Below are 12,913 nucleotides of genomic sequence, written 5' to 3' on the forward strand. Positions count from 1 at the left end.
CCTCCCGGTACCTCGGGCACGAGCCTGCCACCGATCCGGCCCCACGGCGCGCACCCGGGTCGGTGCGGCGCGGGATCGTGCCGCACGGGGCCGACGCTGCGATGATCTGCCGCGTGGACACGGACATCCCCTTCGAGCCCATCCTCGAGCTGATCGGGGTCTTCGTCGGCGCGATGTCGGGTGCGCTCGCCGCGGTCCGCAAGCAGTTCGACGTGTTCGGCATCATGGTGCTCGCCTGGGCGGCCGGCCTCGGCGGCGGCATCCTGCGCGACGTCCTCATCGGCGCTGTGCCGCCGGTCGGCATCTCCAACTGGCGGTTCATCATGACCGCCGTCGTCGGTGCGACCGTCATCTACTTCTTCCACCCCCGGCTCGAGCGCGCCCGCCGCTTCATCGTGGTGCTCGACGCAGGGGCGCTCGCCCTGTTCAGCGTCGTCGGGACGATCAAGGGGCTCGAGTACGGCACGACGCTCACGGCGGCCGTGGTGGTCGGCGTCATGACCGGCGTCGGCGGCGGGGTGCTGCGCGACCTCCTGTCGGGCGAGGTCCCGGTCGTGCTGCACCACCGCCAGCTCTACGCGATCCCCGCTCTGCTCGGGTCCACCGCGACCGCTGTGCTGTGGTGGCAGGAGGCCGTCACCACCGCGACCAGCGTGACGGTCGTGATCGCGGTGTTCGCGCTGCGGGTGGGTGCACTGCGGTTCCAGCTGAAGGCGCCCGGGCCGTGGCGGGGGACCGTGCGCTGAGAGGATGGCCGGGTGAACCCCGACACCCCTGACCAGGTCCGTGAGCTCGTCGACGTCGCCGAGGTGATCGCCCGGGAGGCCGGTGCCCTGGTCCGGGACGGTCGCCGGGACGTCACCGTGTCCGCCACGAAGTCCAGCGCCCAGGACGTGGTGACGGCGATGGACCTGGCGTCGGAGGCGTTGCTGCGCCGCCGGCTCGCCGAGCTGCGTCCGCACGACGCGGTCCTCGGTGAGGAGGAGGCCTTCCACCCCGGCACGTCAGGCATCACCTGGGTGGTGGACCCGATCGACGGCACCGTCAACTATCTCTACGGGCACTCGCCCTACGCGGTCTCGGTCGCGGCGGTGCGCGGACCGGACCCGACGGTCGCGCCCGAACCCGCCACGTGGACCGCCCTCGCCGGCTGCGTGTTCTCCCCGGAGGACGGACGGTCGTACACGGCCGGCCTGGGCCTCGGAGCGACCCTCGACGGCCACGCGCTGCGGGTGAACCCGCCGCGCCCGCTGATCGACTCGTTGGTGGGCACCGGCTTCGGATACGTCGCCTCGAGGCGACGCTCGCAGGGCCGAATCGTGGCAGAACTGTTGCCGCGGGTACGTGATATTCGTCGCGCGGGTTGTGCATCGTTGGATCTGTGCGCCCTGGCCGCCGGCGGCCTCGACCTGTACTACGAGCGAGGGCTGCAGCCGTGGGATGTCGCCGCGGGCGCCTTGATCGCCCAGGAGGCAGGTGCGCAGGTCACAGGTCTGCGGGGTGGGCAGGCGCAGGAGGCGATGACGGTCGCGGGCGTACCGGGGGCCTTCGAGGAGCTGCGGGCGTTCCTCGAGGAGCTCGGAGCCGACTCGGACATCTGAAAACGCTCCCACGGGGCGCGCCACGAAATCGGTCACGCGTCCGGTTCGCTCATCGCTCGAAAGTGGTGCAGAATCCCACCGCGCGCGGGAACAAAAAGCACGTCGCGTGCATTGATCCCGCGTACGAGATTCCATCCAGACACGGAGTGTGACGCCACACATGGCTACCGACTACGACGCCCCGCGCAAGACCGAGGAGGACCTGAGCGAGGACTCGCTCCAGGAGCTCCAGGCCCGGCGCTCCGACAAGAACTCGGGCGTGGTGGACGAGGACGAGACCGAAGCGGCCGAAGGGTTCGAGCTCCCGGGCGCGGACCTCTCCGGCGAAGAGCTCTCGGTACGCGTGCTGCCCCGGCAGGCGGACGAGTTCACGTGCTCGAGCTGCTTCCTGGTGCACCACCGCAGCCAGCTCGCCTACGAGCGCGACGGACGACCCGTCTGCTCGGAGTGCGCGGCCTGATCGCCTCCGCCCACGTCTTTCGACCGACCTGAGGGCCGGTCGCCCGGAGCTCCGGGCGACCGGCCCTCAGTCGTTCAGCGCGGCGGCCAGCTCCGCCGGACGGCGGGTGGAGACGATCCAGTACGGGGTCGGGTCCTGCGGGTCGCGCACCTCGACCCGCACCGCGGTGTGGATCCACCCGCGCAGGCACAGGTGCGCGCGAGCATCCAGGCGGGGGCCCAGCTCGGACCTCGCCGCGGCGGCGTCCAGCGGGACAGCCGGACCGAGCACCGCCACCGGGATGTGCGCGCCGCCCGCGCGGAACGTCCCGTCCCGCACCTCGACCCGCGGCGCCGCGCCGGCGAGCACGGCTGCACCCGCCGCCAGGACCGCGACGCCCACGGCTCCGGCGACGCGCAGGTCGACGGGGACGAACGCCACGAACACCATGGCGGCGAACGCCACGAGGAGGACCCACCCGAGCGGACCGAGCCAGAGCCTCTCGACGTACGTGGGCGCAGCCGCCCGGGACGAGGACAGCGGGGTGCCACGGGGCGCGTCGGACATGCACCCAGCATCCCATCCGGCGGGTAGGGTCGGGCCCCGTGACGGCCGACCCCAGCACCGAGGTGCTCCTCCTGCGCCTCGACCCCGACCTCCCCGCACCCGCCTACGCGCACCCCGGCGACGCCGGCGCGGACCTGGTCTCCCGGATCGACGTGGTCATCCCGCCGCAGGGACGCGTGACGGTGCCGACGGGTGTGGCCATCGCGCTGCCGGACGGCTTCGCGGCGTTCGTGCACCCGCGGTCCGGCCTGGCCATGCGCCACGGGCTCACCATCGTCAACGCTCCCGGGACCGTCGACGCGGGCTACCGCGGCGAGATCGCGGTCACCCTGCTGAACACGGACGTCGAGCACCCGCTGGAGCTGCACCGGGGTGACCGGATCGCGCAGCTGGTCGTGCAGCGGGTCGAGCGGGTGCGCTTCGTGGAGGCCGAGCGGCTGCCCGGCTCGCACCGCGGGGACGGCGGCTTCGGGTCCAGCGGCGGCTGGAAGGCTGCGCCGACCGCCTAGGTCGGGACTACTGTCGATCTGTCAGCAACTGATGCGCGCGAGCGCGTCGAAGAGGAGTGAGCACGTGGCGCTGTTCCGGCGTGGTGGCAAGGATTCCGCCCCAGACGACGCGGTCGAGACCGAGGTCGAGGAGTCGCCCGTCGTGGACGACGAGCCCGACGACGACGCCGTCCCGACGGTGTCCGCCCCCGTCCAGCGCACCGGCGGCCCCTGGGACGCCTCGCAGGTGGACGACGACCTCCCGCGCGTCGACCTCGGCGCGATCCTCCTGCCCGGCGTCCAGGGCATGGAGCTGCGCATGGAGATCGACAAGGCGACGGACGTCGTCTCCGCGGCGTCGATCCTCCTCGACGGGTCGTCGCTGCAGGTGCAGGCGTTCGCCGCGCCGCGCACCGAGGGCATCTGGGACGAGATCCGCGCCGAGATCGCCGAGTCCGTGACGCAGCAGGGCGGCTCGGCCGACGACCTGCCGGGTCCGTTCGGCCGCGAGCTGCTGGCCCGGCTGCCCATCCGGACGCCGGAGGGCCGCACGGGGCACCGGCCTGCTCGCTTCGTCGGCGCCGACGGTCCGCGCTGGTTCGTGCGCGGCGTGATCACCGGTCGTGCCGCGGTGGACCCGGCCGCAGCCACCGCCCTGGAGCAGCTCTTCGCCGGGATCGTCGTGGTCCGCGGCCAGGACGCCCGGCCGCCGCGCGACCTGCTGACCCTGCGGCTGCCCGGTCCGGGCACGCCGAACCTGCAGTCCGCCGAGCCGGTCACGGACCAGGACCAGCCGGCGGCGCCCGACTTCGACCCGATGACCCGAGGTCCCGAGATCACGGAGATCCGATGAGCCTCAAGGAGCGCCTGAAGAAGGCGGTCGCGTCCCAGGCCGAGATCGAGGCCGACGAGGAGCGCGCCGACGCCCACCGCTCGGTCGGGTGCACGCCCGTCGAGCAGCTGCGCGACAGGTCGCGCGCGAGCGTCTCGGGCGTCATCCGGTCCGTCACGCTGCGGCCGCGCGAGGGAGTCCCCGCCCTGGAGGCGGAGCTGTACGACGGGAGCGGGTCCCTCGACCTCGTCTGGCTCGGCCGCCGCGAGATCTCGGGTGTCACGCCCGGCCGGCGGCTGAAGATCGAGGGGCTCGTGTGCCTGATCGACGGTCGTCGCACCGTGTTCAACCCGCGCTACGAGCTGCGGCCGCGTCCCGGTGAGTGACCACCAGGCGGCCGATCCCCTGAAGGGGATGGACGCGATCGACGACGTCGTGCCGCCCGAGGAGGGTGGCCTGCGCGGGATGCGCGCGCTCACGGCCGAGCAGTTCTCGGCCGCCGACGCGGTCGGGGGAGTGCGCGGGGTCGTCGAGTCCGTGGCCCCCGGGCTGCTCTTCGTCGTGGTGTACCTCGCGTCGGGCCAGCGGCTCACGCCGGCGCTGATCGCCGCGGCGGGCGCGGCCGTCGTCGCGGTGGTGGTGCGGCTGGTGCAGCGCACGCCCGTCACGCAGGCCTTCTCCGGGCTCGTCGGCGTCGGCATCGGCGTGATCTGGGCGTGGCGCTCCGGCGACGCCTCGGACTACTTCGCCTACGGGCTCTGGGTCAACGTCGCGTACCTCGTCGCGACGCTGGTCTCGATCCTCGCCGGCTGGCCGCTGGTCGGTCTCGTCATGGGTCTGTTCCGGGCCGAGGGGCCGCTGTCGAGCAACGGCTCGTGGGGTGCCGCGGTGGCGTGGCGTGCCGATCCGGTGCTGCGTCGCCGCTACGCGCTCGCCACGTGGCCGTGGGTCGCGATGTTCGCCGTCCGGCTCGCGGTCCAGGTGCCCCTGTACCTGGCGGACCAGGTCGCGTGGCTCGGCACCGCCAAGCTGGCCATGGGGCTGCCCCTGACCGCGCTGACCCTCTGGCTCAGCTGGTCGCTGGTCCGTGGGTCAGCAGCGCTTCCAGCTCAGCCTCGTCCGCTTCCCGAGCGGTGACGAACAGCAGCTCGTCCCGGCCCTCGAGCGTGTCGTCGGGGCTCGGGGCGATCGGTCGCGCGTCCCGCACGATGCACGCGAGCACCGTGTCGGCCGGCCACTGGATCTGACCCACGCGCACGCCGGCCAGCGGGGAGTCGTCCGGGAGCGTGAGCTCGAGGATGTCCGCGCGCGACTGGTGGAACGTGAAGATGCGCACCAGGTCGCCGACCGTGACGGCCTCCTCCACCATCGCGGTCATGATCCGCGGCGTGGACACGGCCACGTCGACGCCCCAGGCCTCGTCGAACATCCACTCGTTCTTGGGGTTGTTCACGCGGGCGACCGTGCGCGGGACCCCGAACTCGGTCTTGGCCAGCAGCGAGATGACGAGGTTCGCCTTGTCGTCGCCGGTCGCGGCCACGACCACGTCGCACTCGTCGGCCTTGACCTGCCGCAGGGTCGGGAGCTCGCACGCGTCGGCGAGCAGCCACTCGGCGTCCGCGACCTGCGAGACGCGCATGGCGGACGGCTGACGGTCGACGAGGGTGACCTCGTGCCCGTGGCCGAGGAGCTCGCGCGCGATGGAGCGGCCGACGGAGCCGGCACCCGCGATGACGACCCTCACGCGGTCACCGCCGGGGCGCTGGTGAGGATGCGTTCGACGAGGGCGGAGGCGTCCGCCCGCATGAGCACGTGCACGGTGTCGTTCTCCTGCAGGACGGTGGTCGGCGTCGGCAGCAGGCCGTCGCCGTAACGCGTGACGTACGCGATCCGGGCCCCGGTGGCCTCCTCCAGCACGCGCAGAGGCTTGCCCACCCAGCCCGCGTGGACGTCCACCTGCGAGAGCTGGATCTGGCCCGAGGAGTCGCGGAACTCGTCCGTGGCGCCCATGGGCAGCAGCCGTCGGAGCACCTGGTGGGCGGTCCAGCGCACGGTCGCGACGGTCGGGATGCCGAGCCGCTGGTAGATCTCGGCGCGGTGCGGGTCGTAGATGCGGGCGACGACGTTCTCGACGCCGAACGTCTCGCGCACCACGCGCGCGGCGAGGATGTTCGAGTTGTCCCCGTCGGACACGGCGGCGAACGCGAAGGCGTCCTCGATCCCCGCCTGCGTCAGCGTGTCCCGGTCGAAACCGAGCCCGGTGACCTTGTTGCCGCCGAACTCCGGGTCGAGGCGCCGGAAGGCCTCGGGGTTCTGGTCGATGACGGACACCGAGTGGCCGTTGTCCTCGAGGCTCTTGGCGAGCGTCGCGCCCACCCGGCCGCATCCCATGATCACGAAGTGCACAGTGGGGCACGCTATACCGTGCGCGGCGTGCGGGTGGTGTGGGTCGGCCCGCGCGGGCCTAGCATTGCGGATCGTGTCGGACCTCTCGGATGCCGCCAAACGCCTGTTGCTCGGACGTCCCGTCCGCAGCGACAGGCTCGGCCACACGCTCCTGCCGAAGCGCATCGCGCTGCCGGTCTTCGCGTCGGACGCGCTCTCGTCGGTGGCCTACGCGCCCGACGAGATCCTGCTGACGCTCTCGCTCGCGGGGATGACCGCGCTCGTGGTCTCGCCATGGGTCGGTCTGGCGGTCGTCGCGGTGATGATCGTCGTCGTCGCCTCCTACCGGCAGAACGTGCACGCCTACCCGTCCGGGGGCGGTGACTACGAGGTCGCGACGACCAACCTGGGCAAGAACGCCGGCGTCACCGTCGCGAGCGCGCTGCTCGTCGACTACGTGCTGACCGTCGCGGTGTCCATCTCGTCGGCCGCGCAGTACGCGGCGACCGCCCTCCCCGCGCTGCGGGGGCACGAGGCGGCGTTCGCGGTCGGGCTCGTCGTGCTGCTGACGGTGGCCAACCTGCGCGGCGTCAAGGAGTCCGGGAGCCTGTTCGCCATCCCGGTCTACATGTTCATGCTCGCGATCGGCGCTCTGGCGGTCGTGGGATCGGTCCAGCTGCTCACCGGCAACCTGGCGATGGCGGAGAGCTCCGGGTTCGAGCTCGCGCCCGACGCGGCGTTCGACCAGGGGCTCACCGGCCTCGCCGGCTTCTTCCTCATCCTGCGCGCCTTCTCCTCCGGCTGCGCCGCCCTCACGGGCGTGGAGGCCATCAGCAACGGCGTCCCCGCGTTCAAGAAGCCGAAGTCCAAGAACGCCGCGACCACCCTGGCGCTGCTGGGCAGCCTCTCGATCGTCATGATCATGTCGATCCTGCTGCTCTCCCGTGCCACCGGCGTGATCTTCGCCGACGACCCCGCGACCCAGCTGCTGCGCGATGGCGTGCCCGTGGGCGAGGGCTACGACCAGCACCCCGTGATCAGCCAGCTGTCGGCCGCGGTGTTCCAGAGCGTGCCGGTCGTGGCGGTCCTCATCGCGGTGGTCACCGGGCTGATCCTGTTCTTCGCGGCGAACACCGCGTTCAACGGGTTCCCGGTGCTGGGCTCGATCCTGGCGCGTGACGGCTACCTGCCCCGCCAGCTGCACACCCGGGGCGACCGGCTGGCGTTCTCCAACGGCATCGTCACCCTGGCGCTGGCGGCGATCGTGCTGATCTGGGCCTTCGACGCGCAGGTCACCCGCCTGATCCAGCTGTACATCGTCGGCGTCTTCGTGTCGTTCACGGTGAGCCAGCTGGGCATGGTCCGGCACTGGACGCGGCACCTGCGCACGGAGCCCGACCCCGCCGCCCGCACGCGCATGAAGCGCTCGCGGATCATCAACTCGGTGGGCCTGGCGATGACCGCGACGGTGCTCGTCGTCGTGCTGATCACCAAGTTCACGCACGGCGCGTGGATCGCGATCCTGGCGATGGCGGTCGTCTACGTGCTCATGCAGTCGATCCACCGGCACTACGCCCTGGTGCGCAAGGAGCTGGCGCTCGGCACCGACGCCGAAGCGTCTCGCGCGCTGCCCAGCCGGGTGCACGCGATCGTGCTGGTCTCGCACCTGCACCGCCCGACGATGCGCGCGCTGGCCTATGCCCGCGCCTCGCGGCCCCAGGTGCTCGAGGCGTTGACCGTCGGCGTCGACGCGGACGACGTCGAGATGTTGCGTGCGGAGTGGGAGGCGATGAACATCCCCGTCCCGCTGCGCGTGCTGGACTCCCCGTTCCGTGAGATCACCCGGCCGGTCCTCACCTACGTGCGCTCGATCCGACGCGACAGCCCGCGCGACCTGGTGGTCGTGTACATCCCCGAGTACGTCGTCGGGCACTGGTGGGAGCACCTCTTGCACAACCAGAGCGCTCTGCGGCTGAAGGGCCGGCTGTTGTTCACGCCGGGCGTCGTGGTGGCCTCCGTGCCGTGGCAGCTGGCGTCCACCGAGGGGCAGACGGGGCTCGAGGAGCCGGTCCGGGGTACCGTTCCGCGTGGCTACTGACTCTGCACCCGACCGCATCGACGGGCTCGTCGAGCTCGAGATCGGCCCGGTGGCGCACGGCGGCCACTGCGTCGCCCGCCACGAGGGGCGCGTCATCTTCGTCCGGCACACGCTGCCCGGCGAGCGGGTCCGCGCACGACTGACCGACGCGGGGGAGACCGCCAAGTTCTGGCGCGCCGACGCCGTCGAGGTGCTGGAGGCATCCCCTGACCGCGTCGAGTCGGCCTGGCCGGCCGCCGGTCCCGGTGGGGTGGGCGGGGGAGAGCTCGCCCACGTCTCCCTGCCGGCTCAGCGGGCCTGGAAGACGGCGGTCCTCGCCGAGCAGCTGCGCCGCCTGGCCAAGCTGGACCTCGACGTCCCCGTGCAGGCTGCGCCGGGCGACGAGGAGCGCGGGGGCCTCGGCTGGCGCACCCGGATCGACCTGGTGACGGACGCCGAGGGCCGGGCGGGCATGCACGGCTTCCGCTCCCACGACGTGCACCTGCTCGACTCGATGCCCCTGGCCAACGAGGCGATCGCGGCCCTCGACCTGTTCGGCCGGCGCTGGACCGGTGGCGCGCGGGTGGAGGCGATCGCCCCGTCCAGCGGGGACGCCCCGCTGGTCCTCGTCGACGGCGCGCCCTTCGACCTCGGCCGCGGACGCATGGACGGACGCCCCAACGCACGCACCGCCGTCAAGGAGCACGTCCAGCACGGCGAGGTCGGGTACGAGTTCCGCGTGGCGGGTGCGGGCTTCTGGCAGGTCCACCGCGAGGCACCCGACCTGCTGGTCAGCGCCGTGCTCGCTGGGCTCGGCGACGTCGACGGCGCCGCGGTCCTGGACCTCTACTCCGGGTCCGGCCTGTTCACGGCACCCCTGTCGGACGCGGTCGGCGAGACGGGCGAGGTCATCTCGATCGAGGGCGACGCCCGTGCGGTCAAGGACGCGCGACGCAACCTGCACGCCCGCTCGAACGTCGAGCTGCACGCCGGTGACGTCGCCCAGGTGCTCACCGGCCGGGTGGACTCGGACTCCGACGTCGTGCACGCGGACGCCGTCGTGCTGGACCCGCCCCGGACGGGGGCCGGCCGCAAGGTCGTCGCCGGGATCACCGAGCTGCGCCCGGAGCGCGTGGTCTACGTCGCGTGCGACCCGGCCGCGCTGGCCCGGGACATCGCCCTGTTCGCCGACGCCGGGTACGCGCTGGCGGACCTGCAGGCGTACGACCTGTTCCCGATGACGCACCACCTCGAGGCCGTCGCCGTCCTGACGCGCTGACTGGGTGCACGTCAGTGACCTCCGGACTAGCGTGGAACGCGTAGCCGGACCGGAGCGGCCCGGCAGAGGGGAGCGGCACGGTGAGCGACAAGGACGCGGTCAGCCGGCTGGCGGAGGCGAAGCGGCTGGTCACGCAGGAGCTGCACAAGCAGGGCACGCCGGAGTACGACCCGCGCTCGCACGAGCGGGCGATCGAGGCGGAGCGCAAGGCGCAGGACGCCGTGGACGCGGAGCGGGCCGCGCAGCAGCACTGAGGCACACGCCACCCGGGCCCCCGTGCACGCGCGCCACGCCGCAGTGGACGCGTGTGCACGGGGGCCCGCGAGCATGTATCTTGATGTCGAGATAAATCGCGACCCCCGCCGCACCTAGGCTGGGAGGTCGCACCGCCCAGCGGTCCGGGTGACTTTCATCCCCGGCAGGAACACCGGCAGACTCGCCAGCGAAGGAGCCCCCGTGAGCAGCGTCGACAGCTTCGGTTCGAAGGGAACACTCGAGGTCGGTGACGCCTCGTACGAGGTGTTCCGTCTCTCGGCCGTGCCGGGGGTGGAGCGCCTGCCGTTCAGCCTCAAGGTGCTCGCGGAGAACCTCCTGCGCACCGAGGACGGCGCCAACATCACCGCCGACCACGTGCGCGCGCTCGCCGAGTGGGACCCGGACGCCCAGCCGGACACCGAGATCCAGTTCACGCCCGCCCGCGTGATCATGCAGGACTTCACCGGCGTGCCCTGCGTCGTCGACCTGGCCACCATGCGCGAGGCCGTCGTCGAGCTCGGCGGCGACGCCAGCCGCATCAACCCGCTGGCCCCCGCCGAGCTGGTCATCGACCACTCCGTGCAGATCGACGTGGCCGGCCGCGCCGACGCGTTCGAGCGCAACGTGGAGCTCGAGTACGAGCGCAACCGTGAGCGCTACCAGTTCCTGCGCTGGGGCCAGACCGCGTTCGACGACTTCAAGGTCGTCCCGCCCGGCACCGGCATCGTGCACCAGGTCAACATCGAGTACCTGGCGCGCGTCGTGATGGTGCGGGACGGCAAGGCCTACCCCGACACCTGCGTCGGCACCGACTCGCACACCACGATGGTCAACGGCCTGGGCGTGCTCGGCTGGGGCGTCGGCGGCATCGAGGCCGAGGCGGCCATGCTCGGGCAGCCCGTGTCGATGCTCATCCCGCGCGTCGTCGGCTTCAAGCTCACGGGCACGATCCCGCTGGGCGTCACCGCCACCGACATCGTCCTCACGATCACGCAGAAGCTGCGCCAGCACGGCGTCGTCGGCAAGTTCGTCGAGTTCTACGGCGAGGGCGTCGCGGCCGTGCCGCTGGCCAACCGCGCCACCATCGGCAACATGAGCCCCGAGTTCGGCTCGACCGCGGCGATCTTCCCGATCGACTCCGTGACGATCGAGTACCTGCGCCTGACCGGGCGCTCCGAGGAGCAGCTCGCGCTCGTCGAGGCGTACGCCAAGGAGCAGGGCATGTGGCTGGACCCGACGTCGGACGGGTACGTCCAGCCCGTGTTCTCCGAGTACCTCGAGCTCGACCTGTCCACGGTGGTCCCGTCGATCGCCGGCCCGAAGCGCCCGCAGGACCGCATCGAGCTGTCGCGGGCCAAGGAGCAGTTCCAGCGCGACCTGCCCACGTATGCACCCGAGGTCACCAACGGGGTCGACGAGGCCGAGCGCGAGTCGTTCCCCGCGTCCGACTCGCCCGCGATCACGTCGTCGGCGATGCGCGTGTACCCGACCACCGACACGCAGGGCCGCTCGTTCGACCTGTTCCACGGTGCGGTCGCGATCGCGTCCATCACCAGCTGCACCAACACGTCGAACCCGTCGGTGATGATCGCGGCTGCCCTCGTCGCCAAGAAGGCCGTCGAGAAGGGCCTCGTCGCCAAGCCCTGGGTCAAGACGTCCATGGCGCCGGGCTCGCAGGTGGTGACCAACTACTACGAGAAGGCCGGTCTGTGGCCCTACCTCGAGAAGCTGGGCTTCCACCTGGTCGGCTACGGCTGCGCCACGTGCATCGGCAACTCCGGCCCGCTCGACGAGAAGGTCTCGGAGACGGTGCAGGAGCACGACCTCGCGGTGGCCGCCGTGCTGTCCGGCAACCGGAACTTCGAGGGGCGCATCAACCCCGACATCAAGATGAACTACCTGGCGTCCCCGCCGCTGGTCATCGCGTACGCGCTGGCCGGGACCATGGACTTCGACTTCGAGTCGGACCCGCTGGGCCGCGACGAGGCCGGTCAGCCGATCTTCCTCAAGGACATCTGGCCGACGCCCGACGAGGTGCAGTCCACGATCGACGCCTCGATCGACCGCGCGATGTTCACCAAGGACTACGCCGACGTGTTCACCGGCGACGAGCGGTGGCGCTCGCTGCCGACCCCCGAGGGCGACACGTTCGAGTGGGACCAGGAGTCCACCTACGTGCGCAAGCCCCCGTACTTCGACGGCATGCAGGCGGCCCCGGCGCCGGTCGTGGACTTCCACGGTGCCCGCGTGCTCGCAAAGCTGGGCGACTCGGTGACCACCGACCACATCAGCCCGGCCGGCTCGATCAAGGCCGACAGCCCTGCGGGCCTGTACCTGGCCGAGCACGGCGTGGGTCGTCGCGACTTCAACTCCTACGGCTCGCGCCGCGGGAACCACGAGGTCATGATCCGCGGCACCTTCGCCAACATCCGGCTGCGCAACCAGCTGGTCCCGGGCGTCGAGGGCGGGTTCACGCAGAACCTGCTCACCGGTGAGCAGTCGTCGATCTACGACGCCGCGCAGGCCTACCAGGCGGCGGGCATCCCGCTGGTCGTGCTCGGCGGCAAGGAGTACGGCTCCGGCTCGTCGCGCGACTGGGCCGCGAAGGGCACCAGCCTGCTGGGCGTCAAGGCGGTCATCACCGAGAGCTTCGAGCGGATCCACCGCTCCAACCTCATCGGGATGGGCGTGCTGCCGCTGCAGTTCCCGGAGGGCGAGTCGGCCGACTCGCTCGGCCTGGACGGCACGGAGACGTTCGACATCACGGGTGTCACCGCGCTGAACGAGGGCACGACACCGCGCACCCTCGCCGTGACCGCGACCAAGACCGACGGCACGGTCGTCGCGTTCGACGCGGTGCTGCGGATCGACACCCCCGGCGAGGCGGACTACTACCGCAACGGCGGCATCCTGCAGTACGTCCTGCGCTCGCTCGTGAAGGCCTGACCTGCCCGGCCGACGGCCCCCGACCACCGCACGGTGGTCGGGGG

General features: G+C 71.9%; 14 protein-coding genes. 11 read left to right on the forward strand and 3 right to left on the reverse strand.

Annotated elements, in window-relative coordinates; genetic code table 11:
• The first annotated feature begins 113 nt into the window (after nt 1–113).
• The 3 genes from ASD18_RS11280 to ASD18_RS11290 all read left to right on the forward strand — a co-directional run bounded on the left by ASD18_RS11280 (nt 114) and on the right by ASD18_RS11290 (nt 2,061).
• Complete coding sequence (locus ASD18_RS11280; RefSeq protein WP_235522328.1) at nt 114–746, forward strand: trimeric intracellular cation channel family protein; 633 nt, start codon at nt 114–116, stop codon at nt 744–746.
• A 12-nt stretch (nt 747–758) separates the two neighbouring features.
• The gene (locus ASD18_RS11285; protein ID WP_056090708.1) at nt 759–1,601 is read left to right on the forward strand and encodes an inositol monophosphatase family protein; all 843 of its coding nucleotides are present in this window, start codon (nt 759–761) and stop codon (nt 1,599–1,601) included.
• Between the two features lie 160 nt (nt 1,602–1,761).
• Nucleotides 1,762–2,061: a DUF4193 domain-containing protein gene (locus ASD18_RS11290; protein ID WP_056090713.1), complete on the forward strand. Its 300-nt coding sequence runs from the start codon at nt 1,762–1,764 to the stop codon at nt 2,059–2,061.
• Nucleotides 2,062–2,127: 66 nt separating this feature from the next.
• Here the strand turns inward: ASD18_RS11290 and ASD18_RS11295 are convergent, their stop codons facing one another.
• Nucleotides 2,128–2,607 carry a DUF3093 domain-containing protein gene (locus tag ASD18_RS11295; protein ID WP_056090715.1) on the reverse strand — a complete coding sequence of 160 codons (480 nt, stop codon included), beginning with the start codon at nt 2,605–2,607 and terminating at the stop codon, nt 2,128–2,130.
• A gap of 38 nt (nt 2,608–2,645) precedes the next feature.
• Between ASD18_RS11295 and dut the strand changes: the two genes are divergently transcribed.
• The 4 genes from dut (at nt 2,646) to ASD18_RS11315 (ending at nt 5,064) form a co-directional block, all read left to right on the forward strand.
• The gene (gene dut, locus ASD18_RS11300; RefSeq protein WP_056090718.1) at nt 2,646–3,116 is read left to right on the forward strand and encodes a dUTP diphosphatase; all 471 of its coding nucleotides are present in this window, start codon (nt 2,646–2,648) and stop codon (nt 3,114–3,116) included.
• Between the two features lie 64 nt (nt 3,117–3,180).
• Nucleotides 3,181–3,948, forward strand: coding sequence for a DUF3710 domain-containing protein (locus ASD18_RS11305; protein ID WP_056090722.1), 768 nt, complete (start codon nt 3,181–3,183; stop codon nt 3,946–3,948).
• Nucleotides 3,945–4,313: an OB-fold nucleic acid binding domain-containing protein gene (locus tag ASD18_RS11310; protein ID WP_056090724.1), complete on the forward strand. Its 369-nt coding sequence runs from the start codon at nt 3,945–3,947 to the stop codon at nt 4,311–4,313. Before ASD18_RS11305 ends, ASD18_RS11310 begins: the two co-directional genes overlap by 4 nt.
• 28 nt (nt 4,314–4,341) lie before the next feature.
• On the forward strand, nt 4,342–5,064 hold the full coding sequence (locus tag ASD18_RS11315; protein WP_056090727.1) for a DUF3159 domain-containing protein: 723 nt from the start codon (nt 4,342–4,344) through the stop codon (nt 5,062–5,064).
• On the opposite strand, the gene ASD18_RS11320 is transcribed toward ASD18_RS11315, so the two are convergent.
• Together ASD18_RS11320 and ASD18_RS11325 are read right to left on the reverse strand one after the other, a co-directional pair.
• Nucleotides 4,997–5,671: a TrkA family potassium uptake protein gene (locus ASD18_RS11320; protein ID WP_056090730.1), complete on the reverse strand. Its 675-nt coding sequence runs from the start codon at nt 5,669–5,671 to the stop codon at nt 4,997–4,999. The two genes, ASD18_RS11315 and ASD18_RS11320, sit on opposite strands and share 68 nt — an antisense overlap.
• Nucleotides 5,668–6,318, reverse strand: a complete 651-nt coding sequence (locus tag ASD18_RS11325; RefSeq protein WP_056092103.1) for a TrkA family potassium uptake protein — start codon at nt 6,316–6,318, stop codon at nt 5,668–5,670. Before ASD18_RS11325 ends, ASD18_RS11320 begins: the two co-directional genes overlap by 4 nt.
• Before the next feature lie 88 nt (nt 6,319–6,406).
• Here ASD18_RS11325 and ASD18_RS11330 point away from each other — a divergent pair, with 88 nt between their 5' ends.
• From ASD18_RS11330 to acnA, 4 genes are all read left to right on the forward strand, one after another.
• Nucleotides 6,407–8,410 (forward strand): APC family permease, encoded by a 2,004-nt coding sequence (locus ASD18_RS11330; protein WP_056092106.1) that lies wholly within the window; start codon nt 6,407–6,409, stop codon nt 8,408–8,410.
• Nucleotides 8,400–9,668: a class I SAM-dependent RNA methyltransferase gene (locus ASD18_RS11335; protein ID WP_056090734.1), complete on the forward strand. Its 1,269-nt coding sequence runs from the start codon at nt 8,400–8,402 to the stop codon at nt 9,666–9,668. The genes ASD18_RS11330 and ASD18_RS11335 overlap by 11 nt, the downstream gene beginning before the upstream one ends.
• Before the next feature lie 80 nt (nt 9,669–9,748).
• Nucleotides 9,749–9,922 (forward strand): hypothetical protein, encoded by a 174-nt coding sequence (locus ASD18_RS11340; RefSeq protein ID WP_056090736.1) that lies wholly within the window; start codon nt 9,749–9,751, stop codon nt 9,920–9,922.
• Nucleotides 9,923–10,124: 202 nt separating this feature from the next.
• On the forward strand, nt 10,125–12,869 hold the full coding sequence (gene acnA / locus ASD18_RS11345; protein WP_056090738.1) for an aconitate hydratase AcnA: 2,745 nt from the start codon (nt 10,125–10,127) through the stop codon (nt 12,867–12,869).
• Nucleotides 12,870–12,913 lie beyond the last annotated feature (44 nt).

It is taken from the genome of Cellulomonas sp. Root137, from assembly GCF_001426725.1.
Taxonomy (GTDB): Bacteria; Actinomycetota; Actinomycetes; order Actinomycetales; family Cellulomonadaceae; genus Cellulomonas.

What these genes read in the sequence shown, in the direction of transcription:
- ASD18_RS11315 (WP_056090727.1), top strand. Translation starts at nt 4,342, where the DNA reads ATGGACGCGATCGACGACGTCGTGCCGCCCGAGGAGGGTGGCCTGCGC.
- ASD18_RS11325 (WP_056092103.1), bottom strand. Translation starts at nt 6,318, where the DNA reads ATGGGATGCGGCCGGGTGGGCGCGACGCTCGCCAAGAGCCTCGAGGAC.
- ASD18_RS11290 (WP_056090713.1), top strand. Translation starts at nt 1,762, where the DNA reads ATGGCTACCGACTACGACGCCCCGCGCAAGACCGAGGAGGACCTGAGC.
- ASD18_RS11310 (WP_056090724.1), top strand. Translation starts at nt 3,945, where the DNA reads ATGAGCCTCAAGGAGCGCCTGAAGAAGGCGGTCGCGTCCCAGGCCGAG.
- ASD18_RS11295 (WP_056090715.1), bottom strand. Translation starts at nt 2,607, where the DNA reads ATGTCCGACGCGCCCCGTGGCACCCCGCTGTCCTCGTCCCGGGCGGCT.